The organism is Pantoea sp. DY-15 (assembly GCF_019795935.1).
Lineage (GTDB): Bacteria > Pseudomonadota > Gammaproteobacteria > Enterobacterales > Enterobacteriaceae > Pantoea > Pantoea leporis.
The window spans coordinates 1,071,392-1,096,240 of the sequence record NZ_JAIMIF010000001.1; the positions used below are offsets into that span (position 1 = coordinate 1,071,392).

The 24,849-nt window shown below is 54.6% G+C and carries 20 protein-coding genes; 12 read left to right on the forward strand and 8 right to left on the reverse strand.

Annotation, left to right across the window (positions count from 1 at the left end; translation table 11 throughout):
* Positions 1-211 precede the first annotated feature (211 nt).
* On the reverse strand, positions 212-1,555 hold the full coding sequence (locus K5Y32_RS05170; protein ID WP_222181986.1) for an NtaA/DmoA family FMN-dependent monooxygenase: 1,344 nt from the start codon (positions 1,553-1,555) through the stop codon (positions 212-214).
* Complete coding sequence (locus K5Y32_RS05175) at positions 1,552-2,481, reverse strand: aliphatic sulfonate ABC transporter substrate-binding protein (RefSeq protein ID WP_222181988.1); 930 nt, start codon at positions 2,479-2,481, stop codon at positions 1,552-1,554. The genes K5Y32_RS05170 and K5Y32_RS05175 overlap by 4 nt, the downstream gene beginning before the upstream one ends.
* A 367-nt stretch (positions 2,482-2,848) precedes the next feature.
* On the opposite strand from K5Y32_RS05175, the gene K5Y32_RS05180 reads away from it, so the two are divergent.
* Entirely contained in the window at positions 2,849-5,209 is a 2,361-nt protein-coding gene (locus K5Y32_RS05180; RefSeq protein WP_222181990.1) for a membrane-bound PQQ-dependent dehydrogenase, glucose/quinate/shikimate family, read from the forward strand.
* 42 nt (positions 5,210-5,251) lie between these two features.
* Here the strand turns inward: K5Y32_RS05180 and K5Y32_RS05185 are convergent, their stop codons facing one another.
* Positions 5,252-5,803 carry an AAA family ATPase gene (locus K5Y32_RS05185; RefSeq protein WP_222182902.1) on the reverse strand — a complete coding sequence of 184 codons (552 nt, stop codon included), beginning with the start codon at positions 5,801-5,803 and terminating at the stop codon, positions 5,252-5,254.
* 104 nt (positions 5,804-5,907) lie between these two features.
* Here K5Y32_RS05185 and K5Y32_RS05190 point away from each other — a divergent pair, with 104 nt between their 5' ends.
* The 5 genes from K5Y32_RS05190 to K5Y32_RS05210 all read left to right on the forward strand — a co-directional run bounded on the left by K5Y32_RS05190 (position 5,908) and on the right by K5Y32_RS05210 (position 13,338).
* Positions 5,908-6,549 (forward strand): glutamate racemase, encoded by a 642-nt coding sequence (locus tag K5Y32_RS05190; RefSeq protein ID WP_222181992.1) that lies wholly within the window; start codon positions 5,908-5,910, stop codon positions 6,547-6,549.
* A gap of 310 nt (positions 6,550-6,859) precedes the next feature.
* Positions 6,860-8,002 (forward strand): efflux RND transporter periplasmic adaptor subunit, encoded by a 1,143-nt coding sequence (locus K5Y32_RS05195; protein ID WP_222181994.1) that lies wholly within the window; start codon positions 6,860-6,862, stop codon positions 8,000-8,002.
* Positions 8,003-8,004: 2 nt separating this feature from the next.
* Positions 8,005-11,160 carry an efflux RND transporter permease subunit gene (locus K5Y32_RS05200; RefSeq protein WP_222181996.1) on the forward strand — a complete coding sequence of 1,052 codons (3,156 nt, stop codon included), beginning with the start codon at positions 8,005-8,007 and terminating at the stop codon, positions 11,158-11,160.
* Position 11,161: 1 nt separating this feature from the next.
* Positions 11,162-12,595 carry an efflux transporter outer membrane subunit gene (locus K5Y32_RS05205; RefSeq protein ID WP_222181997.1) on the forward strand — a complete coding sequence of 478 codons (1,434 nt, stop codon included), beginning with the start codon at positions 11,162-11,164 and terminating at the stop codon, positions 12,593-12,595.
* Positions 12,596-12,714: 119 nt separating this feature from the next.
* A complete protein-coding gene (locus K5Y32_RS05210; RefSeq protein WP_255602377.1) occupies positions 12,715-13,338 on the forward strand; it encodes a TetR/AcrR family transcriptional regulator in 624 nt (207 codons plus the stop codon).
* A 2-nt stretch (positions 13,339-13,340) separates the two neighbouring features.
* Here the strand turns inward: K5Y32_RS05210 and K5Y32_RS05215 are convergent, their stop codons facing one another.
* Positions 13,341-13,904 (reverse strand): TetR/AcrR family transcriptional regulator, encoded by a 564-nt coding sequence (locus tag K5Y32_RS05215; RefSeq protein ID WP_222181999.1) that lies wholly within the window; start codon positions 13,902-13,904, stop codon positions 13,341-13,343.
* Between the two features lie 204 nt (positions 13,905-14,108).
* On the opposite strand from K5Y32_RS05215, the gene K5Y32_RS05220 reads away from it, so the two are divergent.
* Together K5Y32_RS05220 and K5Y32_RS05225 are read left to right on the forward strand one after the other, a co-directional pair.
* Entirely contained in the window at positions 14,109-14,780 is a 672-nt protein-coding gene (locus K5Y32_RS05220; RefSeq protein WP_222182001.1) for a pirin family protein, read from the forward strand.
* Between the two features lie 105 nt (positions 14,781-14,885).
* On the forward strand, positions 14,886-15,602 hold the full coding sequence (locus K5Y32_RS05225) for a GntR family transcriptional regulator (protein WP_222182003.1): 717 nt from the start codon (positions 14,886-14,888) through the stop codon (positions 15,600-15,602).
* Position 15,603: 1 nt separating this feature from the next.
* Here K5Y32_RS05225 and K5Y32_RS05230 read toward each other — a convergent pair whose 3' ends face one another.
* Positions 15,604-16,803, reverse strand: coding sequence for an enolase C-terminal domain-like protein (locus K5Y32_RS05230; protein ID WP_192233810.1), 1,200 nt, complete (start codon positions 16,801-16,803; stop codon positions 15,604-15,606).
* A gap of 303 nt (positions 16,804-17,106) precedes the next feature.
* On the opposite strand from K5Y32_RS05230, the gene K5Y32_RS05235 reads away from it, so the two are divergent.
* Positions 17,107-18,498, forward strand: a complete 1,392-nt coding sequence (locus K5Y32_RS05235) for a PTS transporter subunit EIIC (protein WP_222182005.1) — start codon at positions 17,107-17,109, stop codon at positions 18,496-18,498.
* 34 nt (positions 18,499-18,532) lie between these two features.
* Here the strand turns inward: K5Y32_RS05235 and K5Y32_RS05240 are convergent, their stop codons facing one another.
* Complete coding sequence (locus K5Y32_RS05240) at positions 18,533-19,549, reverse strand: lipoate--protein ligase A (RefSeq protein ID WP_222182007.1); 1,017 nt, start codon at positions 19,547-19,549, stop codon at positions 18,533-18,535.
* Between the two features lie 204 nt (positions 19,550-19,753).
* Between K5Y32_RS05240 and K5Y32_RS05245 the strand changes: the two genes are divergently transcribed.
* The 3 genes from K5Y32_RS05245 to K5Y32_RS05255 all read left to right on the forward strand — a co-directional run bounded on the left by K5Y32_RS05245 (position 19,754) and on the right by K5Y32_RS05255 (position 21,918).
* The gene (locus tag K5Y32_RS05245; protein WP_179451778.1) at positions 19,754-20,434 is read left to right on the forward strand and encodes a type 1 glutamine amidotransferase domain-containing protein; all 681 of its coding nucleotides are present in this window, start codon (positions 19,754-19,756) and stop codon (positions 20,432-20,434) included.
* Positions 20,435-20,502: 68 nt separating this feature from the next.
* Positions 20,503-21,258, forward strand: a complete 756-nt coding sequence (locus tag K5Y32_RS05250; RefSeq protein ID WP_222182009.1) for an alpha/beta fold hydrolase — start codon at positions 20,503-20,505, stop codon at positions 21,256-21,258.
* 54 nt (positions 21,259-21,312) lie between these two features.
* Complete coding sequence (locus tag K5Y32_RS05255; protein ID WP_137385767.1) at positions 21,313-21,918, forward strand: TetR/AcrR family transcriptional regulator; 606 nt, start codon at positions 21,313-21,315, stop codon at positions 21,916-21,918.
* Between the two features lie 65 nt (positions 21,919-21,983).
* On the opposite strand, the gene tkt is transcribed toward K5Y32_RS05255, so the two are convergent.
* The gene (tkt, locus tag K5Y32_RS05260; protein ID WP_222182011.1) at positions 21,984-23,975 is read right to left on the reverse strand and encodes a transketolase; all 1,992 of its coding nucleotides are present in this window, start codon (positions 23,973-23,975) and stop codon (positions 21,984-21,986) included.
* Positions 23,976-24,004: 29 nt separating this feature from the next.
* The gene (locus K5Y32_RS05265; protein WP_101764432.1) at positions 24,005-24,463 is read right to left on the reverse strand and encodes an RpiB/LacA/LacB family sugar-phosphate isomerase; all 459 of its coding nucleotides are present in this window, start codon (positions 24,461-24,463) and stop codon (positions 24,005-24,007) included.
* Positions 24,464-24,849 lie beyond the last annotated feature (386 nt).

The following is a 24,849-nucleotide window of genomic DNA, read 5'->3' on the forward strand; positions in this document are numbered from 1 at the left end:
TGCCGCAGAGCAGTTACGTGATTTATATCACGCTCAATCTGGGATAACAGGCTGAGGAAACTCTCAAAAAGTCATTGCCACGCAATGGCTAATCAATTTAAAAAAGGTTCAATGAAGAGGGCGTAAATAAAAAGCGTAATAAAACCGCGCTTATTCGCGCTGCTATGATAATTGTCGCCAGGAATAATCGCAGCAGCGCAATAATGATTAATTAAGTTATTTCAATTGATGACGAACGGTGAAAGCGATTTTCCGGCTTTACTAAGCCTAAACGATCGCGCAGCGTGCCCGGTTGATAGTCGCTTCGGAAGACGCCCGCAGCCTGCAGGCGCGGGACAACCTGTTCGAGGAAGCGATCTTCGTTCTCGTCAATGTAGGTGGGCAGAATGACAAAACCGTCGCAGGCCTGATGCTGATACCAGTCAATCATCTGCTGCGCAATGCTATCCGCCGTGCCGGTCGGCGCCGGGAATGACAAGCTCTCGGCGTAGCGTTTTGCCATCTCACCCAGCGTCAGGTTCTGCTCAATGGCGCTGGCGATCACATACTGAAAGCGGCCTTTGCTGCCGGTGATCTTTTCACGCAGATCAGGAACCGGACCGTCAATGGGATACTGCGACAGATCGATATTCATGCTGGCCGAAACAAAGCTGAGGCCCGATTCCACGGTGATCAATGATTTCAGGTACGCCGCACGCTCCTCGGCATCGCGCTGCGTGGTGCCGACAATCGGCACCATGCCGGGCAGAATGCGCAGGTGATCGGGCTGACGCTGATACTGCAGCGCACGCTGTTTCAGGGTTTGATAGAACTGCTGCGCGCGTTCCCGATTGGGTTGCACCACAAACAGCACTTCCGCCTGTTGCGCCGCCAGATCGACAAAGGCTTCCGATACGCCAGCCTGAATCACCACCGGATGGCCTTGCGGCGGACGCGGCAAGTTAAGCGGTCCCTGCACGTCGAAAGATTCACCCTGATGATCAAGCCGATGGAAGCGTGTCGGGTCGGCAAAGCGCGCCTGCGCTTTATCCAGAATCAGCGCGTCCTCTTCAAAGCTGTCCCACAGCGCTTTCATGACATCGATAAATTCGGCCGCGCGGCGATAGCGGTCTTCATGGCTAAAGTGCTCGCTGCGACCAAAGTTGCGCGCTTCGGCGTGGCTCAGCGAGGTGACCACGTTCCACGCCGCGCGTCCGCCGCTGATATGGTCGATGTTCGCCAGCTGTCGCGCGGTGGTGTAAGGCGCCGAATAGGAGGAAGATACGGTGCCGCCGAGGCCGATGTTGTCAGTCACCGCCGCCAGCGCGGCTAATAATGTTAAGGGTTCAGACCAGCCAACCTGACGATGCTGCACCGTGTGCGCCAGATGCCCGCCGTAAACATCATCAATTGCCAGCTTGTCCGCGACAAAAATCATGTCCAGCTTCGCGGCTTCGGCGCGCTGGGCGATTTTGCGGTACAGCGGCCAGTTGCTGCCGCCGGTCGCGGCCGAATCGGGATGGCGCCAGCCGCCCTGATGAATGCCGGAGTCGAGGTAGAGCGCCAGGTTCATCATGGTTTGGCGGCTCCATTGGCGTTAAAGAAGGAGGCATCCACCAGTTTGTCGGCTTTTAAGCCGGGTTTGATCAGGCCGCCGCGGGTGAAGGTATCAATTGCCAGCTGCTGGCGTTTCTCCACCAACGCGTAATCCTCAACCGGCGCGTTGTTTTCACGCTGCACTTTACTCAGCGCCACCGCATCTGGCAGACGCAGCAGTTTGGCGATCTCGCTGGCGTAGGCTTGTGGATGCGCCACGCCCCACGCACGTGCGCGAATCAGGCGCTCGCGGAAGTCCGTGAGCTGCTCACGCTTGCTGGCGATGGCGCTATCGGTCGCCACCAGATAGTTTGAAACCGGAGAGTTTTTGCCGTCGATGGCGATGCGATCGCCGGACTGCGCCACGGCAAAGGACACATAAGGTTCCCAGGTTGCCACGGCATCCACCGCGCCATTATCCAGCGCCAGCGTCGCTTCCGACGGCGTGGTAAAGACAAAACTGACGCTGTCATCTGGCAAACCCGCTTCGTGCAGCGCATTCAGCACCATGTTTTGCCCGGCCGATCCTTTTACCGTCGCCACTTTCTTGCCTTTTAGGTCGGCGATGCTGTGCAGGGCGCTGTTCTTTTTCACCAGGATGGCATTGCCGAGATATTGCGATGCCTGAATAGCGCGGATTTGCGCGCCTGCGGCCACGGCAAACGACAGCGGACCATCGCCGACCAACCCGGCATCCAGATGCTGGGAGTTGAGCGACTCCAGCAGCGGCGCAGCGTTGGGGAACTCATACCATTTGATTTCATACGGCACATTGTTGAGCTCGCCAGCGGCGGACATCACCGCGCGAGCATTGCCTTTTTGATCGCCGACGATCAGTGGGTCAGTTGCAGCGTGAGAAGTCACCGCGAGGAGCAACAATGAGCTGGCTAATAAAGTGATTTTCATAACGTTTCCCGGGTAAAAAGAAAACAGCGTAAGTTTTCTACTACAGCGGGCGTAGTAATAAATCTGCGCAAGGTTATGTCTCAGGCGGAAATGCCCCCAAATCGCGCATCCTCGCCATTTTCCGTTATCAAAAAATGCGAATTTTCCTCAGTAATGATTAATTCTCACAACGAAAATAAAACGTGATTTCAGTCACAGAATGAACGAGGCGGCAGCTAGCAGCCATTAGCCAAACTACATTCATTAGCGGAGCTAACGACACACCTCGCAACGGGTTTTTACTTAACGGTAACGTACGTTAAAATTCTGTTGATTTTATGTGGGGTTATTTTTGAGGTTTTTCGATGAAAATGGTTGAGGGATTAGCATGGTTAACAAACTAACCAGTATCGTGCTCGCGATTCTGGCGATTGCCTTGCTGTATATGGGCGGCAAGCTGTTAATGCTGGGCGGCAGCGCCTTCTATGCGCTGATGGCGGTGGGCTTACTCATCACCGCAATTTTACTGTTCCGCAACCAGCGCAGCGCGCTGGCGCTGTATGCGGTGCTGATGTGGATTACGCTCGCCTGGATTATCTGGGAAGTGGGCTTTGATAAATGGCAGTGGATCCCACGCGGTGACCTGTTCGGCGTGATCGGCCTGTGGCTGGCGATGCCGTGGGTGGTGAAACCGCTGTATCACGGCGAACGCCGTTTCCACGGCTTCCTCGGCGGCACCGTGATTATCATGATCTTGGTGGTGATTGGTCTGTGCTTCTACGATCCGGTTCCGCAGCAAGGCACCATCAGCAATGCCCGCGAACAGAACAACGAGCAGGGCGCCGCTAACGACTGGACCGCGTACGGTGGTTCGTCTGACGGCCTGCGTTTCTCGGCGCTGAATCAGATCAGCAAAGAGAACGTCAAAAACCTCGAAGTTGCATGGACCTATCACACCGGCGATTTGCGCCAGGATGCGGATGCCACCGAATACACCTTCGAAGCCACGCCGCTGAAAGCCAACGGTATGCTGTATTTCTGTACGCCGCATAACGAAGTGCATGCGCTTGATCCGGAAACCGGCGCGGTGAAGTGGAAATTCACGCCAAATAAAGATCGCTCCTACCTGCAGCAGCATCAGACCTGTCGCGGCGTAAGCTACTACGAAGAAACTCCGGCTGCCGCGCAGGATAGCGCAGCGAATCCGGCTATCTGCCGTAAGCGTATCTTCAACGCCACCACCGATGCGCAGCTGATTGCGCTGGATGCCGATACCGGTAAACCGTGCGCTGATTTCGGTCAGAACGGTGTGGTTGATCTGCACGCCAACATGGGTGAAGTGCGTCCACATGCGCTGATGCAAACCGCAGCACCGCTGGTGGCGGGCAAGCTGGTGATCGTTGGCGGTTCCGTGATGGATAACGGCTTCAACAGCGGCAACCCGTCAGGCGTGATTCGTGCCTATGACGTGCAAAGCGGTCGTCTGATGTGGAACTTTGATCCGGCCAACCCGGAAAACACCGCGCCAATTGCTGCCGGTCAAAACTACCCGCAGGACACGCCAGTGGCGTGGGGCACGCTGAGTGCTGACCTGAAAAATGGCGTAGTCTATGTGCCGTTTGGTAACGCTTCACCGGATGAAGTGGGCATTGAACGCGATCCGAACAGCAACACCGAGAAGTTCCGTGATGCGCTGGTGGCGCTGGATCTGCAAACCGGTGCGTTCAAATGGCGCTATCAGAGCTCCAACCACGATCTGTGGGACCGCGATAATCCGTCACAGCCTTCACTGGTGGACATCGATTATCAAGGCCAGAAGCAGCCTGTGGTGATCCTGCCGACCAAAACCGGCAACCTGTTTGTGCTGAACCGTCTTACCGGCCAGCCGGTGTATCCGGTGAACCGGGTGAAGGTTTCGACTGAAGGTGGCGTAGCGGGTGAGAAATTTGCGGCGACTCAGCCGGTTTCCAGCCTGAACTTCATCCCGCAGCCGTTGACCGAGAAGTCAATGTGGGGCATTACGCCGTTTGACCAGATGTCATGCCGCATGGATTTCCGTAGCCTGCGCTATGACGGCAATCCGTGGACGCCAGCAACGGAAGGCGGTTCACTGATCTTCCCTGGCAACATTGGTGTGTTCAACTGGGGTTCTGTTGCTGTCGATCCGCAGCGTCAAATGTTGATTGCCGCGCCAGTGCGTCTGGCCTACAAGTACAACCTGATCAAACGCACCGAGCAGACCGCCACCGAGCGCCTGTTCACCAAAGATGGCACGCCATACTGGAACGAAAACTTCCACGGTGACTACGCGATCCATATCCAGCAGATGGCCTCTGGCCTCGGCATTCCATGTGTTGCGCCGCCTTGGGGCCGCATGGTGGGCGTGGATCTGAAGACCGGTAAAACCGAATGGCTGCGCCGCGTGGGCGTGACCAAAAACCTGAAGACCAGCTTCCTGCCTGGCCGCTTCCCAATCGGCTTCCCGATGGGCATGGTGGCGCACGGTGGTCCATTGCTGACCGCAGGGGATTTGGTGTTCCACGGTGCAACTGCGGATAACTTCTTCCGCGCCTACGACAGCACCACCGGCGAACTGCTGTGGCAGACCGAGCTGAGTGCCGGTGCGCAAGCCACGCCGTCTACCTTTATGGGTAAAGACGGTAAGCAGTACGTGGTGATTGCCGCAGGCGGTCACGGTTCGCTCGGCACCCAGGCGGGTGACAGCGTTGTGGCATTCCGTTTGAAGTAATCGCAGTGAAATAGAATAAGGCGCCCGCTGTGGCGCCTTTTTTTATCTGGCGCGCGACAATTCCCACGCCTGATAGCAGGCGATGAGCTGGGCTGGAGAGGCCAGGAACACTTTGGGTAGCGTCCACTGTTCGAACATCCGGCGATTGCGTTGGCGATGGCCAGGCGTAGTTACCAGCAAATAACGGATCATTTCCCAGGTAAGGTGCTCGCGCTGGTTGGGAGAAACCACGCCGCCTATGCGTTGGGCATCAAAAAGTGTGCGGCGGATATAACGCAGTAGGCTGCGAGCGGGATGAACATCAAGCAAGATTATTCCGCTGGCTCTTATGAGGCGTTCGGGAAGGCAGCGCACATAATTACCGTCCATCACCCATTTTTCACCCGCAATAGCGTCAAGATGCAGTTGTCGAAACTCCGCTTCACTGCGCGCCTGCCAATGTGTTCCTGGCAAATGAAAAAGTTGGTCAAGATGAATCAGTGGCAATGCGGTTTTAGCAGCAATGGCCTGTGCTAGCGTGGATTTTCCGCTATTCGATGGACCCAGAATGCAGATACGTGGGCCAAGTTCCGCAAGCGTGAGAGAGGAAGCCATGATCAAATTCCTTGCAGCGATGTGATAACCCGTTGAAATAACCGATTGATAATCATATAAAATAATTGCATAAATTGAAGCATAAAAGCTAAACAGGAACAATTATGACCATCGCCTGCCTGCATACCGCCGCCAGTAATATCGCTATTTTCGATGACGCCGCGCACGCATTGGGCATGAGTAATGGCGAACTAAGTCATATTGTGATGCCGCATTTGCTGGCGGAAGCCGAGCTGACCGGTGGCATGACAGCATCGCAGCAGCACAAACTGGAACAGCTGTTACGCAGCCTGACGCCGTGGTTCGACGCGATTCTGATTACCTGCTCGACGCTGGGGCCGGTCGCCGATGATTTTAACGCTGAGGGGCATGATTGCCCGGTGTATCGCACCGATCGCATGCTGGCCGATGAAGTGCACCGTTTGCCGGGAAAATCTCTGGTGCTGTGTGCGGCGGAATCCACGTTAGCGGCTACCCGCGCGCTGTTTTGCCCAGCGACGCTACCGGTTGAACAGCATCCTGAGGTGCAGCTGATTTCTGGCGCATGGGCGGCGTTTAAAGCGGGTCAACAGGATGCGTATCTGCAGATGATTGCGCAAGCAGTGGCAGACGGGAAACAGCAGGGTGCGGATCATGTGGCGCTGGCCCAGGTTTCTATGGCGGCGGCGTCCAGGCTGTTTAGCGCCGATAGTCAGCCATTAACCAGCCCGCAGCTGGCGTTAAAGGTGGTACGTGATTTTTCGTAGGGTGCGCATTGATGCGCACCTGGATGGAGGTCGCCATGCATGGCGACCCTACGACGCGCAGGTAAGGCCGCGCATCGGGTTAACGTTCACCCTCATGTAAATAATAATCATTTGCATTAATGGTTATTACTCATTATCGTTAGCAACACTTTGTAACCTATCGCGATTAACCCCTAAAAATCCTCAATCAAAGAGGACGCTATTCTACTGCTGCTTTTCAGGAGTGCTCTTTTCATTTTCCTGACATACGCCCACATCCGCGATTTGGTAGACTCAAGATTGAGAATGAACGTTCACTACAGGATTATTCATGAAGAATTTTCAGCGCACGGCCATTGCCGGGCTGGTGTTATTGCTCGCCGCCTGTGACCAGAATAGCGCCCCGCCAGCGGGCGAGATGACCACCGAAGTTGGCGTGAAAACGCTGCAAACTGAGTCGGTGACGCTCGATAGCCAACTCACCGGACGCGTGGTGGGCAGCATGGTGTCGGAAGTGCGTCCGCAGGTGGACGGTATCATCCAGAAGCGCCTGTTTACCGAAGGCGACGAAGTCAAAGCCGGTCAGGTGCTGTATCAAATCGATGCAGCCAGCTATCAGGCCAGCTACGATCAGGCCGTTGCGCAGTTGAAAAATGCGCAGGCGTTAGTGAAAAGCAGCCAGTTAAAATCCGCGCGCTATAGCGCGCTGGTGAAAGAGAACGGCGTATCGCGTCAGGATGCCGACGATGCGCTGGCAACCTATCAACAGAACGTGGCGTCGGTTGATCAATATCGTGCCGCCGTCGAAAGCGCCCGCATCAACCTCAACTACACGCAAATCAAAGCACCGATTTCTGGCCGCATCGGCATCTCGTCAGTGACGCCGGGCGCGCTGGTGACCTCGGCGCAAACCACGGCGCTGGCGACCATTCGCGCGCTCGATCCGATCTATGTCGATCTCACGCAATCCAGCGTGCAACTGCTGAAACTGAAGCGTCAGCAGGCTTCCCTTCAGCAGAGCAGCGATGTGGTGCCAGTAACGGTAAAACTGGAAGACGGCAGCAATTACGATCATCCCGGCAAGCTGGAACTGACTGAAGTGGCGGTTGATGAAGCCACCGGAACCGTTACGCTGCGCGCCATTTTCCCTAATCCGCAGCATGAATTGTTGCCGGGCATGTATGTGCGCGCCAGCGTCACTAACGGCGTTAAAAAGGATGCGATTCTGGCCCCGCAGCAGGGCATCACGCGTGATGCCAAGGGCAACGCTACGGCGCTGGTGGTGGATAACGAGAACAAAGTGCAAAGCCGGGAAGTGGTGACCGATCGGGTTATCGGCAACACCTGGCTGGTGACCAGCGGTTTAAACAGCGGCGACAAGCTGATTGTCGAAGGCACCGCCAAAGTGCAGGCCGGGATGACGGTAAAAGCAGTTGAAGTGACGCCAAACAGCGCCCGCAGCGGAGGCAAGTAATTATGTTGGCTCAGTTCTTTATTCGCCGCCCGGTATTCGCCTGGGTGATCGCCATCTGCATCATGATGTTTGGCGTGCTCAGCATTAAAAGCCTGCCGATTGCGCAATATCCCGACGTCGCACCGCCGCAGATCAGTATTCAGGCTACTTACACCGGCGCGTCGGCGGAAACGCTGGAAAGCAGCGTCACGCAGGTGATCGAGCAGCAGCTCACCGGCCTCGACGGCTTGCTCTATTTCGATTCCACCAGCACCGCCTCAACCGGCCAGGTAAAAATCAGCGTCACTTTCCAGCAGGGCACCGATCCGGACATTGCGCAGGTGCAGGTGCAGAACAAAGTGCAGCAGGCCGAAAGCCGCTTGCCGACGTCCGTTACCACGCAAGGCGTGACGGTGGAGAAGGCGCAAAGCGACTTCCTGCTGATTCTGGCGCTGTACGATAAAACCAACCAAAGCACCTCGGCCGATGTGGCGGACTACATGGTCAGCAACATGGAAGATACGCTGGCGCGCGTGCCGGGCGTCGGTAGCGTGCAGGTGTTTGGTGCTGAATACGCCATGCGCATCTGGCTCGATCCCGCCAAACTCGCCTCCTATTCGCTGATGCCGTCTGATGTGACCAGCGCGCTAGAGAGCCAGAACACCCAGGTTTCCTCCGGTCAGTTGGGCGCGCAACCTGCCAGCAAAGAGCAGCAGCTGGTGGCGACCGTGCGTTCGCGCTCGCGTCTGCAAACGCCGGAACAGTTCCGCAATATCGTGCTGAAAAGCCAAAGCGACGGATCGGTGGTGCATCTGAGTGATGTGGCTCGCGTAGAAATGGGTGATGAGGATTACAGCGCCAACGTGCTGGCGAACGGTCACCCGGCTTCAGGGATCGCGGTACAGCTGGCGTCCGGCGCCAATGCGCTTTCAACCGCCGAACAGGTGAAAGCCACCATCGACGAGTTCCGCAGCAGCATGCCGCCGGGCTATGAAGTGGCGTATCCGCTCGACAGCACCGACTTCGTGAAAATCTCGATTGAAGAGGTGGTGAAAACCCTGATCGAGGCGGTGATTCTGGTGGTGATCGTGATGTTCGTGTTTCTGCAGAACATCCGCACCACGCTGATTCCGGCGATTGCCGTGCCGGTGGTGCTGCTGGGAACCTTTGGCGTGCTGTCGCTGTTCGGTTATTCGATCAACACCTTAACCATGTTCGGCATGGTGCTCGCCATCGGGCTGTTAGTGGATGACGCAATCGTGGTGGTGGAGAACGTCGAGCGTGTGATGCGCGAAGAGGGTTTGCCGCCGCGTCAGGCCACTGAAAAGTCGATGAAAGAGATCACCGGCGCGCTGATTGGTATCGCGCTGGTGCTGTCGGCGGTGTTTCTGCCGATGACCTTCTTTAGCGGCTCAACCGGTGTTATCTATCGTCAGTTCTCCATCACCATTGTGTCATCGATGGTGCTGTCGGTGATTGTGGCGTTAACGTTGACGCCGGCGTTGTGCGCCACGCTGCTCAAACCGCACAACGAAGAAGGCGGTCAAAAGGGCTTTTTCGGCTGGTTTAATCGCAGCTACGAGCGCGTGCAGACGCGTTATCACAACGGCGTGGGTCATGTGCTGCACAGTTCGGTGCGCTATCTGCTGCTCTACGCGGTGCTGCTGATCGGTTGCGCGGTGCTGTATATGCGTTTGCCGACCGGCTTCCTGCCGACTGAGGATCAGGGCTATATCATGGTGCAATACCAGCTGGCACCGGGCGCGACGGAAAACCGCACCAGCGCGGTTCGTCGTCAGGTGCAGGAATACTTCGCCACCAAAGAAAAAGACAACGTCAACGTCAGCATGCTGGTGAATGGCTTCAGTTTTGCCGGCAGCGGCCAGAACGCCGGGATTGGCTTTATCTCGCTGAAGAACTGGAGCGAGCGTAAAGGTGCTGAAAACAGTGCCGATGCCATTGCCGCGCGTGCAATGGCCAATCTTGCCAGCATTCGTGATGCGCAGATCTTCGTGCTGTCGCCGCCGTCGGTGTCCGGTTTGGGGCAGTCAGACGGATTCACCTTTGAGCTGCAGGCGCGTGGTGCCACCGGGCGCGACCAGCTACTGCAGATGCGCAATCAGCTGATTGCCGAAGCCAATCAGGATCCGCTGCTCAGCGCGGTGCGTGCTAATACCTTGCCGGATTTACCGCAGCTGCAGGTCAATATCGACGATGAAAAAGCGCAGTCGCTGGGTCTCACCATCAGCGACATCAACGACACGCTCAGTGCGGCGATCGGCGGCAGCTACATCAACGACTTCACCGATCGTGGCCGTGTGAAGAAGGTTTACATGCAGGGCGATCAGCAGTTCCGCAGCAAGCCGGAAGATATCGATCGCTGGTACGTGCGCGGCAGCGATAGCAACAGCAATACCACCATGGTGCCGTTTGCGTCGTTTGCCTCCTCAGAGTGGGCGTACGGCCCGGATGTGCTGTCTCGTTATAACGGCCTCGCGTCTTACGAAATCGAAGGTTCGGCGGCGGCCGGCAAGAGTTCCGGGGATGCGATCAGCGCGATGGAAAAACTGGCGGCGAAGTTGCCGGCGGGCACCACCTTTGCGTGGAGCGGCTTGTCCTATCAGGAAAAACTCTCCGGCAACCAGGCGATGTCGCTGTATGGCATCTCGCTGATTGTGGTGTTTCTGTGCCTGGCGGCGTTGTATGAAAGCTGGTCGGTGCCGTTCTCGGTGATGATGGTGGTGCCGCTGGGGGTGATCGGCTCGCTGCTGGCGATCAGCCTGCGCGGGCTGGAAAACGACGTCTACTTCCAGGTGGCGCTGTTAACCATCATTGGCTTGTCGGCGAAGAACGCGATTCTGATCGTTGAGTTCGCCGAAGACAATTACCGCAAAGGGGAAAGCCTGGTGAAGGCGGCAACGCACGCGGCATCGATGCGCCTGCGGCCCATCATTATGACTTCGCTGGCATTTACCGCTGGCGTATTGCCGCTGGCGATCTCCACCGGCGCGGGCGCCAACAGCCGTATTGCGATTGGTACCGGTATTATTGGCGGCACGCTGACCGCTACCTTGCTGGCGATCTTCTTTGTACCGCTGTTCTTTGTTCTGGTGCGTCGCGTGTTCCCGGCGATACCGCATGACGATAATCATGCATCTGTGCCCAAGGCGGGGGAATAACATGTCGGCAAAACTCTTAATGGTATTGGTTCCCGCGCTGCTGTCGGGTTGTGTGTCGCTCGATCCGCACTATGAGCGCCCGCAAGGCGCGGTCAGCAGCCAGATGCCGAGCGGTGAAGCCTATCGTTCATTGCAAGGCACACCAGCCAGCAACTACCGCGACCTGAGCTGGCAGGATTATGTGCTCGACGCCAAACTGCGGCAGGTGGTGGCGATGGCGCTGGATAGCAGCCGCGACTTGCGTGAAGCGGTGGCCAGCGTTAAATCCGCGCATGCGCAATACGGTGAAGAGCGCGCCAATCTGTTCCCGGCTATTAGCGCCGGCGTGAGCGGCACGCGTTCGCGCGCGTTAACAGGCGAAGGCAATCAAACCGCCATCAGCAACAGTTATTCGGCAGAAGGTAGCGTCAGTTCGTTTGAACTCGATCTGTTTGGCAAAAACCAGAGCCTGACGCGCGAGCAGTATGAAACCTATCTCGGCACGCTGCAGGGTGCACGCAGCACGCGCCTGACGGTGTTGTACAACACCGTGGATTACTGGCTGCAGCTCGCCGCCGATCGCAGCAATCTGGCGATTGCCAAAGAGACCGCCGAGAGCGCGCGACAATCGTGGCAGGTGACGCGCAAGCAGATGGAAAATGGTATCGCCTCAATGGTGGATGTCTCGTCTGCGGAAACCACCTATCAATCCGCGCAGGCCGATGTCGCCAGCTACAGCACGCTGGTGGCGCAGGATAAAAACGCGCTGGATTTGGTGGTGGGCCGCAGCGTGCCGGATAACCTGCTGCCTGACAGCATTGAGTCGATCGGTAACGCACTGCGCGAGGTGCCTGCGGGCGTCTCATCAGATGCGTTGCTGAATCGTCCTGATGTGTTGCAAGCCGAGCATAATCTCAAGTCTGCCAACGCCAGTATCGGCGCGGCGCGTGCCAACTTCTTCCCGAGCATCACGCTGACGGGCAGCGGCGGCGTCGGCAGTAGCGATCTGTCGACGCTGTTTAAAAACGGGGCGGGCATTTGGTCGTTTGCACCGAGCATTTCACTGCCGATTTTCCAGGGCGGCTACAACGTCTCTTACCTGAAATACACCAAAGCACAGAAAGAGTATTACGTAGCGGCGTATGAGAAAGCGGTGCAAACCGCCTTCCAGGAAGTGGCGGATGCGCTAGCGCGTCGCGGTACTATCAATGATCAGCTCAGCAGTCAGCAGAATAATGTGGCGGCATCGCAAACCTATTATCATTTGGCGGATCTGCGCTACCGCAACGGTGTTGATAGCTACCTCAATGCGTTAACCGCGCAGCGCACGCTGTACAGTGCCCGAACCAATCTGGTGAGTACGCAGCAAGCCTATTACCTGAATTTGATCACCTTCTATAAAGTGATGGGTGGCGGCACGGCGTTGAAAGAATCTGAAATAATGAGCGCGCAATAATTGCACTTTTCGTAGCGGCGCGATTTATCGCGCAATAAATTGCGCCGCTACAATGCCTGCGTGCGGGGAAGCAAGAATTGGAAACATTGTCTGGGTTTCTCACCGGAAACGCATCACGTATGATGACGGGAATAAACGATAAATTCTTTTTCGGAGCCAATGTGAGTCACTCTGAACATGACGATTTTCTCTTACAGCGTCAGCAGCAGGTGATTTCTGCGGCGAAAGTCTGTTTTAGTCGCTCCGGATTTCATGGCGCCAGCATGGCGGATATTAGCCGTGAATCTGCGTTAGGGGCAGGGCAAATATATCGTTACTTTAGCAGTAAAGAGCTTATTGTGATGGAAACAATAAAAAGCATCGCGCAGAATTGGCGCCTGTTTTTAATACAACACTTGCCCGCACAACAATCGACTCAGGATATTATCAACGCTGATTCGCCATTCTGGCAGCATTGGCCGAGTCAGGACCGGAAATTATTACTGGAAATGTATTCTGAGGCGTCGCGTAATGAATCGGTGCGTACCATTCTGGCCCAGCAGGAGCAATTATTACTTGCTGAGTTAGCGGCTATTTTTCGCGCGCAACAACCTGATATCGATCCAACACAGCGCGCCAATCGCATTCAATTTTTATTGCTGCTGGTCGATGGCGTCGCCTGTCGCGCCTTCGTCGATAGCGACCTGGACCAACGTGAAATGCAGCGGGTGAACGGCGTTCTCAGCCAGCATCTGTTCGGCTGAATTTACACCGCCCCGTGCGGATAGACATCATTCACCACCGCATTGAAAAACGGCATAAAGCCCGACGCAATATCGCGCTGCTTCATGCAGCGGCGAATAATAATGCCGTCAATAATCAGCGACATCACATATAAGCGGGTATGAATGGCATTGGCGTCCTGCTCGGGGTGCAGCGCCTGCTCCTGAGCAATAAAATTATTTTTAAGCTCATGCCAGGCATCGAGCATAATTTGTTGTATGCGATTATTACGCGTGGCTTCAGATGACACTTCCATCAGCAGAATAATACTGTTTTCCACTGCCGCCGGCACAATATCTTCCGCTTCGTGATAATGTCCTTTCATATGCGCGATACGTTCAAAGTCGGCATTGAGTAGCATGATCATCCGCTGCACTACATTGGTGACTAATGCCTCAATGATCGCCTCTTTGTTTTTATAGTATTTATAAATTAAACCAATGCTGACGTCGGCCTGGTTGGCAATATTCTGAATCGATGTCTGGTGAAAGCCTTTCAGCCGCATGCACTGCTCGGCGGCGGCCAGGATCTGTTCGCTTCGGTTCATGATTATTACACTCGCAGAATAAAGCGGCTATTTTACGCAATTAAAGCTGTACTGGCGATGAATAAAAACATTAACCCAACCTGATTATTTCGGCGCTTTAGCGTTGTTCAGTTTTTTTGATTTAAGCGAGCAGTTTTGCCTGCTGTTCATGATTTTTCAGACCTCTATGATGGTGGACAGAAAAAATCATTAAGGAATAACATCATGAACATCCTGCGCGCCCAACGCGATCAGCTGTTTGAATATGGTCCTTTCACCATTCGCCGTCAGCGTCCTGGTGAAGCGTTTGGACCGCTGGCGATTGTCGACCAAATGACGCTGCAACTGGATGCCACTATCCCGCTGCATTCTCATCAGGATAGCGAGATTTTCAGCTACGTTTGGCGCGGTTCGCTGCTGTACAGCACCGAGCAGGGTGAAACGCACTCCCTTAACGCCAAACGCGCGCTGCTGCTGAGTGCCGGTAGCGGCATGCGCTTTGCCGAGTCTGCGCCTTTTATCGAAACCGACATGTTGCAGGCCACCATCATTCCAGCGCAAACCGGCGGTGAGCCGCAGGTCAATACCTTTACCCGTGCGGACGGTGCGGCAGTAAACGCATGGACGTTACTGGCAGGGCCGCACGGCAGCGAGGCGCCGCTGGCGCTGAATCAGGCGGTATACATTTATGACCTGAAACTGGAGCGCGGCAAACAGGTGGATGTGCCACAGCTTGCAGGCTTTTCAAGCTGGGTCAGCGTGCTGGACGGCATTGTGCGTATGGATAATGAACGGTTGCACAAAGGCGATTCCGTGAGCGATACCGCGCCATTGCCCGCGCTGACGGGAGAAAGGGATGCAACACTAATCGCCTTTCTGGTGCAGGAAGGGATGTAGGGTCGCCATTTATGGCGACCTCTGCCCATTGATGCGTACCTAACCCTTCCTTCTCATAACATCGTGTTATCATCTGCGAACACCACACAGGAGGAGGGTAATCCAATGAAAAAGAAAGAGTTCGTTACCCAGGATTTGCTGAGCAAAATCTATCAGGAAGATACCTCTGCGCCACGCAAATTACCGCCTGAACGCCAGCTGGCCGAAGAGTATGGCGTATCGCGTTTCACCATCCGGCAAGCATTGGAGAAGCTGGTCAGTATCGGGGCGGTGCGTATCGTGCAGGGATCGGGCATCTGGATTAACGAAACGGTGCGCAATAACCCGCTGGTGTATAATTCGATTACCGAAAAGCGTTTCGATCAAATGCATTACCGCTCAATCAGCCTGCGTAAAAGGCGCCCCGATAGTGATGAGCAACAGATATTTGCCATTAACGACAACGCCTTTATCTGGGAGTTTTCCCGCCTGCGCTATGTCGATAATGTGGCAGTACAAATTGAAATATCGCGTATGCCCGCAACCTTATTTACCGATCTCAACGGTGAGATTATTGAGCGCTCGATACAGCAATATGTGTTGTCCAAAGGCTACCAAATCTCACATTTACTCACCAGCTATCGTGCGATTAGCGTTAACCGCGAACAGGCGACGCTACTGGGTTGTAAAAAAGGCAGTCCGGCGATGCACATTATTAATCGTGGTATTTTGCAGGGTGGGCAGGTGTATGAAATCAGCGATATCGTGGATATTCATTACACCTGCACCTATCTGATTCCGCATAACCCGGATAATCTGCGTTTCCGCCAGCAACAGCGCTAACTTATGGCGTGTGCATGGTGCCGTCTGGCAGGCGACTCTGCGTCCATTCATGCGGACGATAAACTACCGGATATTTTTCCGCTAACGCCTGATCAAAGCCGACGCCAATACCTGATGCTTGCGGCGGATAGAGATAGCCATTTTTAATTTCCGGCGCGCCAGGGAAAATGGCATCCGTCAGCGTTGAGCGTGGAATAAATTCCTGAATCGCAGCATTGTGCAGGTGAATATTCAGATGTGTATTAACCGCCACGCCAATCGGCGTCATATCGCCCGGTCCGTGCCATGCCAGTCGCACACCAAATGCCTGACACAGTGCAGCCAGTTTCAATGCCGGCGTAATACCACCAATCTGCGAGACGTGACAACGAATAAAGTCGATGCGACGATTGACAATTAACTCGTGCCATTCTGCGGGATTATTAAATAATTCGCCTAACGCTAACGGCACCGCGCTTTGCTGACGCAACTGCGCTAGCCAGCCAGTTTGCGCGGGTGGGAGCACATCCTCAAGGAAGTAGGGCATATATGGCTCAAGCTGTTTTACCAGCTGAATGGCCTGCTGCGGGAATAAGCGCTCATGCACGTCATGCAATATTTCAAAACAGTGACCGTATTTCTCCCGCAACGCGCGGAACATCTCGACCGTATTCGTCATGTACTCTTGCTGCGAGTAGTAAGCGCCGGAGGTGCTATTTTCCGGTGCGTGGAGTTCTTTCGGCGTTCCGCCGTAAAAGCCCAGCTGACAGCGGATATGGCGATAGCCTTTCTCTAAGGCGTTATCAACGGAGGTATAAAGTTCCTCCAGCGTTTCACCGCTGGCATGGGTGTAAGCTGCAATCGCATCGCGCGCTTTGCCGCCCCAAAGCTGATATAAAGGCATATCGGCTAACTGCGATTTAATATCCCACAGCGCCATATCCACGCCCGAAATGGCATTGTTGGTCACCGGCCCGTTACGCCAATAGGCATTAACGTTCATCATCTGCCACAGGTCTTCAATATTATTGGCATCGCGTCCAACTAATAGCGGCACCAGATACTCATCCACCATGGTTTTTACCGCCAAAGGACGCTGTTGAAAGGTGGCGCAGCCGTGACCGGTAATCCCTTTATTGGTGGTGACGCGTACGGTAATAAGGTTATGGCGATCGGGGCGGGTAATAAAACACTCAATACTTTCAATAAGGGTTGGGGTCACGTGAAATACTCCTGTGGCGTAGTGACTGCGCTCAATTTCAAGGCCTGTAGATAAGCTATTTTGGCGTATCATTACCGGGTTTTTATTGAGACGCAAACCCTTTTTCAGCCAATAAATATTGGTCAGTAAAAAAGAGCAATTATCGCGATAAAACAGACCAATTTGCCTTTTTAAAACTTAATAGCTCTGTTGCAGCGGGTTTTGTGATCGCAGTCAAGATTTATTGGTTTGTTTTGTTGAGCGTCATTTATTACCATCCAGTGCAGATTTTATCAGGCTGTTTTTCTTCCCTCAGGAGCACGTATGGGAACGCAGGAAGTAATAAAGAATATAATCCACTTAGTGGGTGGGAAGAATAATATCAATAAGGTCTGGCATTGCATGACGCGTCTGCGCTTTGACCTTATTGATGACAATAAAGTTAACCAGAGCGAAATTAAAACCTTGCCCGGCGTATTGGGCGCGCAAATGCAGAGTGAACAATTCCAGATCATTATCGGGCCCAAGGTTAATAGCTGGTATGAGCAAATCGTTCCGGTGTTAAATAACGATGTCGTTCAGCCCGCGCAAAACGAGAAAGCGCGCAAAAGCCTGATATCGCTGTTTATGGATACCGTTTCGGGCGTATTTGGCCCGATTGTTCCCGCCATTGCTGGCGCCGGGATGATCAAAGGTTTGCTGGCAGGATTAGTGGCGTTACAGCTGGTTTCGGCCAAAAGCGATACGGTGATGGTGATTGATTTAATTGCCAGCGGCGTGTTCTATTTCCTGCCGTTCTTTTTAGCAGTCTCCGCCGCCAAAATTTTCAAAACCAACGAGTATTTAGCCGCAGCCGTGGCGGCGTGTTTAATGTATCCCTCTTTAATTGATGCGGCAAAATCGCTGGCGGCGCATCAGGAGGGCGCAGTGAGCGCATTTTGGCTGATGGGCGTGCTGCCGGTTTCGGTATTTAATTATGCTTCCAGCGTTATCCCGGTCATCTTCTCTATTCTGGCTCTCAGCTATATTCATCGCTGGGTGGATCGCATTATGCCGGAAGTACTGAAAACCGTATTTACCCCAACCTTAACGCTGTTCCTTGCGGCATTAACCGCGCTGGTGGTAATTGGCCCGATGGGAATTTGGCTCGGCAAAGGTCTGGCGCTGTTTATTGAGGGCTTATTCAATATTTCAGCAAGCTTTGCTGGCTTAATTGTCGGCGCCATTCGCCCCGTTGCGGTGCTAACCGGCATGCATCACGCGATGACACCGATTGCGCTGCAGAACTTCAGCGATCGCGGTTATGACATGTTGATGCCGATGATGTTTATGGCAAATATGTCGATTGCCGGAGCCACATTTGCTATCTGGAAATTGAGTAAAAATCGTCAGGACAAAGTGGTCACGCTTTCAGCTGCCATTTCAGCCTTATTAGGCATCACGGAACCGGCGTTGTTTGGCGTATTAACGCGCTACAAAAAAGCCTTTATTGCGGCAACGGTTTCCAGCGCGCTGGCTTCGGCCTTTATCGGTTTCTTTGGCGTGCGTTTATACGGCTATATTCTTTCCAGTATATTCAGTTTGCCGGCCTATATTGGCCCGTACTTTATCTGGGCCATTTCCGGCGTCGCCATTGCGCTTATTATGTCGTTTAGTCTGACATTGATGTTGGTAGGCAAAGAACCGGATTTAGTCGTACAGCCCGAGAATAAGTAATGTTTGGTCGCCATTTATGGCGACCAATTTACGCTTAGCTCACACTCGCCACCAGCCAGTTTTCCAGCTCGCTCAGCTCATTCATCTGCTGAGGATATTCTGCTTTCAACTGCGCTAATTGCGCCAGTATGGTTTCAGGTCGATACACCGCGCCCTGCAGACGCAACGCCAGCGCTTCTAATGGCGAAGGGTTCAGGCTGTCGGTGAAAATCTGGCAGCGAGAAATCACGCCGCGTTCGACATCAAAGTGGATCTCAACGCCGCCCCAGACAAAACGCTCATTCAGCAGATGCGAGAAATCCGGTGCGTTACCAAAATTCCATTCCCAACTGCTTAGTCGCGCAAACTGCTCTTCAAAACCGGGCAAATCAGGCAGTGCGGCGGGGGAGATATGCTCCGGCTCGCACTCTTCCTGATAGTAATCGTAATAGGCGGCAATCACCTCACGGCAGATCGCCTCAAAGCTGATGCCTGGCACCAAATCGGCAATGTTGGCCACGCGCGATCGCACCGAGGTAATGCCTTTCGCCTGTAACTTTTTAATGTCTGGATTGAGGTAATCGGCGAGACGCGACAGATCGGCATTCATCAAAAAGGTGCCGTGATGAAAGCCGCGATCCGGCGTTTCACGATAGGCAGATCCCGAAATTTTGCGTACTTCACCCTCCACATTTACCACGATATCGTTGCGACCCGAGGCTTCAGCCGGAATGCCGAGCTGTTCCAGCGCGCGCAGAATAATCGCCGTGGAGACCGATTTATCGTATTCCGGTTTGCCGGCCATAAAGGTGAAGCAGCAGTTGCCCAGATCGTGAAACACCGCGCCGCCACCGCTGCTGCGTCGTGCCAGCTTGATGCCGTCTTCCGCCATGCGCCGCGTGTTGCACTCTTTCCACGGATTCTGGGCGCGACCGATAACCACGGTTTCGGCATTCTGCCAGAGAAACAGCACGCGCTGCGTTGTCGGCATCTGGCGGAAAATACACTCTTCAACCGCGAGGTTAAACCAGGGATCGTGTGAGTCAGAAATGAGTAAACGTAGGGTGGACATTATTCCTCCAGTTCCGTGAGAAAGGGCAAACCGGGACAGAGTACGCTGAAGCGGATCGAAAGGTAAGAAACAGCAGCGCATTTCATTTCAGTAAAAAAATGAATTAATCTCTAGACGACTGGTCTATTAGCTGTTACTTTGAATTCAAGCGCTAGACGACTGGTCTAGTTTAGAAGTTTAAACCCAGCAAGCAGGAGATTGATGATGAAAATTCTTATGGTTTTAACCTCACACGACCAATTAGGTAACACCGGACGTAAAACCGGTTTCTGGCTGGAAGAGCTGGCCGCGCCTTACTACGCCTTCAAAGATGCTGGCGCAGAAATCACGCTGGCGTCACCGAAAGGAGGCAACCCGCCGTTAGATCCTAAAAGCAATGAACCCGATTTCCAGACGGAGCAAACGCATCGCTTTGAAGCGGATGCAGCAGCAACCGCGCAACTCGCCGCCACCGTGCGTCTGGACAGCGTATCGCCAGCCGATTTCGACGCGGTGTTTTACCCAGGCGGTCACGGTCCGCTGTGGGATTTAGCAGAAGATCAGCATTCAATCGCGCTGATTGAAGGCTTCCTGGCCGCCAATAAGCACGTTGCACTGGTGTGTCATGCGCCGGGCGTACTGCGTCACGTCAAAACACCGGAGGGAAAACCGCTGGTAGCAGGCCGTAAAGTCACCGGCTTTACCAATAGCGAAGAGGAAGCGGTCGGCCTGACTCAGGTGGTGCCTTTCCTGGTGGAAGACGAGCTGATTGCGAAGGGCGGTCTGTATTCGAAAGGTGCGGACTGGAGTTCCTATGTCGTCAGCGATGGTTTGCTGATTACCGGACAAAACCCAACGTCTTCAGCAGAGACGGCGCAACAGTTGATTAAGCAACTGGCGCAATAAACGCATCGGGAGGCGAACCGCTGTCCGCCTCCCTTGTTCTGCATCGTGAAAATTGTGGAGAGAAAATCATGTTTAAAAAATCATTAACCACGTTAGCGTTAGGCGCAGTTCTGTCGATATATGCGCAGGCTTCACTGGCTGAGCCGGTGAAAAACATTGTGCTGGTTCACGGTGCGTTTGTGGATGGCTCGGGCTGGAATCCGGTGGCGCGCATTCTCGATAACGACGGATATAAAGTGTCGATTGTGCAGGAACCGCAAACTTCGCTGGCCGATGATGCGGCGGCTACCCGACGCGTTCTGGCGCTGCAGCAGGGCAAATCGCTGCTGGTCGGACACAGTTATGGCGGCATGATTATCAGCGATGCGGGTAACGATCCCTCAGTTGCCGGCCTGGTGTACATCGCCGCGTTCCAGCCGGAGCAAGGGGATTCGCTGCTCAGTCTGGCGAAAAAATATCCACCTGCCGCGCAATCTATCGCTGAAACGCCTGACCATTATCTCTATTTGAAACCGGAAAAATTCCACGCTGATTTTGCCGCAGATCTGCCTGTTAAACAGACCGATTTGCTGGCGCGTTCTCAGGTGATGCCTGCCGTCGCGGCCTTTGCTGCACCGGCCGGTGCGCCAGCCTGGAAAACCAAACCCAGCTGGGCGGTGGTGGCAACCGAAGATCGCGCGATCAATCCGCAACTGGAACGCTTTATGGCGCAACGTGCGCACAGCAGCGTGACGGAGTTAAAAGGAAATCATGCGATTTACGCCTCACAGCCTAAAGAGATTGCGGCGGTGATCGAGAAAGCGGCACGCAGCTTATCGCAGTAGTAAACGCATGTTCAGCACCTAGACGACTGGTCTAGTATTTGGTAATCTAACGCTATGACGACTACATCCCAATTGCATAGCAATGAAATCCGCGATCACATCCTTGCCACTGGCCAACGCATTATGGCCGGCAAGGGTTTTTCGGCTGTCGGATTAAATGAAATCCTCACCGATGCCGGTGTGCCAAAAGGCTCGTTCTATCACTACTTCAGCTCGAAAGAGGCTTTTGGGGTGGATATGTTGGCGCGCTATTTCGATGATTATCTGGCTGAACTTGACGCGACTTTGAGCCAGCCGGGCCTGACGATGGCGCAGCGGCTGATGAACTACTGGCAGCTGTGGCGTGAATCGCAATCGTTCTCCGATTGTCAGGGCAAGTGTTTGGCGGTGAAGCTGGGCGCGGAAGTTGCCGATCTCTCGGATAGCATGCGCGGCACGCTACAGACCGGCACGGCCGGCATTATCGCGCGACTGGCGGATGCGTTAGAAGCGGGTATTGAGGAAGGTTCGCTGTCTATCGATGATAAACCGAGCCGTGTGGCGGAAAGCCTGTATCAGCTGTGGGTGGGCGCCAGCGTGATGGTGAAAATCGTGCGCAATACCGGGCCGTTTGATTCCGCCATGAGCATGACGCAAAAGATCATTCGTATCACCGCTTAGTAAAAAGGGCGACTTAACAGAGTCGCCCTTTATTTTGTTGGGTCGCCATTAATGGCTACCTGAAATCAAAAAACCGATTTCGCCGTGTTAACCACGTTCTCAACGGTAAAACCAAACTCTTTGAACAGCTGATCCGCAGGCGCTGACTCACCGAAGGTGGTCATGCCGACGATCGCGCCGTTCAGGCCTGTGTATTTGAACCAGTAATCCGCGATACCCGCTTCAATCGCCACGCGAGCAGTAACCGCTTTCGGCAGCACGGATTCACGGTACGCCGCGTCCTGTTTGTCGAAGGCGTCGGTGGATGGCATGGAGACCACGCGCACCTTGCGGCCTTCCGCTGTCAGCTGCTCATAAGCGCTCACCGCCAGCTCCACTTCAGAACCGGTGGCGATCAGGATCAGCTCAGGCGTGCCTTCGCTGTCCTTCAGCACGTAACCGCCGCGCGCCACGTTAGCCAGCTGCTCAGCGCTACGATCCTGCTGCGCCAGGTTCTGACGCGAGAAGATCAGCGCCGACGGGCCGTCCACGCGCTCAATCGCGTACTTCCACGCTACCGCTGACTCAACCTGGTCGCACGGGCGCCACAGGCTCATGTTTGGCGTCACGCGCAGGCTGGCCATCTGCTCAACCGGCTGGTGCGTCGGGCCATCTTCGCCCAGACCAATTGAGTCGTGGGTGTACACCATGATCTGACGGATCTTCATCAGCGCGGCCATACGTGCGGCGTTGCGCGCGTACTCGACGAACATCAGGAAGGTGGCGGTGTACGGCAGGAAGCCGCCGTGCAGCGCGATACCGTTGGCGATGGCGGTCATACCGAATTCGCGCACGCCGTAATGGATGTAGTTGCCCGCCGCATCTTCGTTGATTGGCTTCGAGCCGGACCACATGGTGAGGTTGCTCGGCGCCAGGTCAGCGGAGCCGCCCAGATATTCCGGCAGGATTTTACCGAAGGCTTCGATGGCGTTCTGCGAGGCTTTACGGCTGGCGATTTTCGCCGGACTGGCCTGCAGCTGCTCGATGAACTTCTGCGACTCGCTGGCCCAGTTCGCCGGCAGCTCGTTGTTGACGCGGCGCTTAAACTCGGCAGCCAGCTCCGGATGCGCGGCGGCGTAGGCGGCAAACTTCTGGTCCCACGCGGACTCCTTCGCCTGGCCGGCTTCTTTGGCATCCCACTGCGCGTAGATGTCTGAAGGGATTTCAAACGGACCGTGGTTCCAGCCGAGCTGCTTGCGGGTCAGCGCGATTTCATCGGCACCCAGCGGTGCGCCGTGCGAGTCGTGCGTGGCGGCTTTGTTCGGCGAACCGAAACCAATCACGGTTTTGCACATCAGCAGCGAAGGCTTGTCGGAAACCGCTTTGGCTTCTTCCACCGCTTTTTTAATCGCGTCGGCATCGTGACCGTCCACGCCGCGCACCACGTGCCAGCCGTAGGCTTCAAAGCGTTTGGCGGTGTCGTCGGTGAACCAGCCGTCAACGTGACCGTCGATGGAGATGCCGTTGTCATCGTAGAAGGCAACCAGTTTGCCCAGCTTCAGGGTACCGGCGATGGAGCAGACTTCGTGTGAGATGCCTTCCATCATGCAGCCGTCGCCCATAAACACGTAGGTGTTATGGTCTACGATGTCATGACCCGGACGGTTGAACTGCGCCGCCAGCGTGCGCTCGGCAATGGCAAAACCGACGGCGTTAGCGATGCCCTGACCCAGCGGGCCGGTGGTGGTTTCAACGCCTGCGGTGTAACCGTATTCGGGATGCCCCGGAGTTTTGGAGTGCAGCTGACGAAAATTTTTTAATTCACTGAGCGGCAAATCGTAACCGCTCAGGTGCAACAGGCTGTAAATCAGCATCGAACCGTGACCGTTCGATAAAACGAAGCGGTCGCGGTTAGCCCAGTGAGGATTGCGTGGATTGTGCTGCAAAAAGTCGAGCCACAACACTTCAGCGATATCCGCCATGCCCAGCGGGGCGCCCGGATGTCCCGAATTGGCTTGTTGTACGCCATCCATACTCAAAGCGCGGATGGCGTTGGCTCTTTCCCGGCGTGTAGACATAAGGTTCTCCAGAGGTGCGACGTCGGCGCTTATTTAGCGTGGGATACTTGTTCGTAGTAACCGATCTTGTCTACTTTGGCGGTTGAGCCGCCACCTTCAAATTCCGATGCCAGCCAGGCATTAACAATGTTCTTCGCCAGCTCAGGACCAATGACGCGCGCGCCCATGGTCATGATTTGCGCGTTGTTGCTCTTGCGAGCACGCTCAGCAGAGAAGGTGTCATGGCACTGCGCCGCGCGCACGCCTTCTACCTTGTTGGCGACAATCGCCACGCCGATGCCGGTGCCGCACAGCAGAATGCCGCGCTCAAATTCGTTCTTCTGGATAGCGGTGGCGAGCGCAAATGCCACATCCGGGTACATTGGACGGTCGTTTTGCGCGTCATTGGTATAATCCGTCACCACATACTCTTTCTCTTCCAGCAGCTTTTTAATCACATTTTTCAATTCGATAGCCGCATCATCGGCGCCAATTGCGATAGTTTTCATCGTCGTTCTCCAGCAGGGTGTGCAATGACGCCTGCACGTTTGTTCAGCAGGCGAGAAGATGTTCATGGTTAGCCTGCCACAAAATCAATCATATGTTCAATGGTTGTTCATATGAATTGCCTTCAGGATCGCGCCTGAATGCCTCAGAAAACCCTGTTAAACCGCCTGTGTCGAGCCGTATGGGCGCAGTAATCCGATAAGTTGACCAAAATCAAATCTTATGCGGCTGCTCACACTTTCGCGTGTTGCAGTTGAGAGATGCACAATTATCCGTGTAGTGTTCATATGTTCGCATGACTATACCAATGTACAAGAAGACCCATCGAGGACTCGAACATGTGTCATTTACACCGTACCTCTCAGTACTCCTGCAGCCAGCGCCTGTT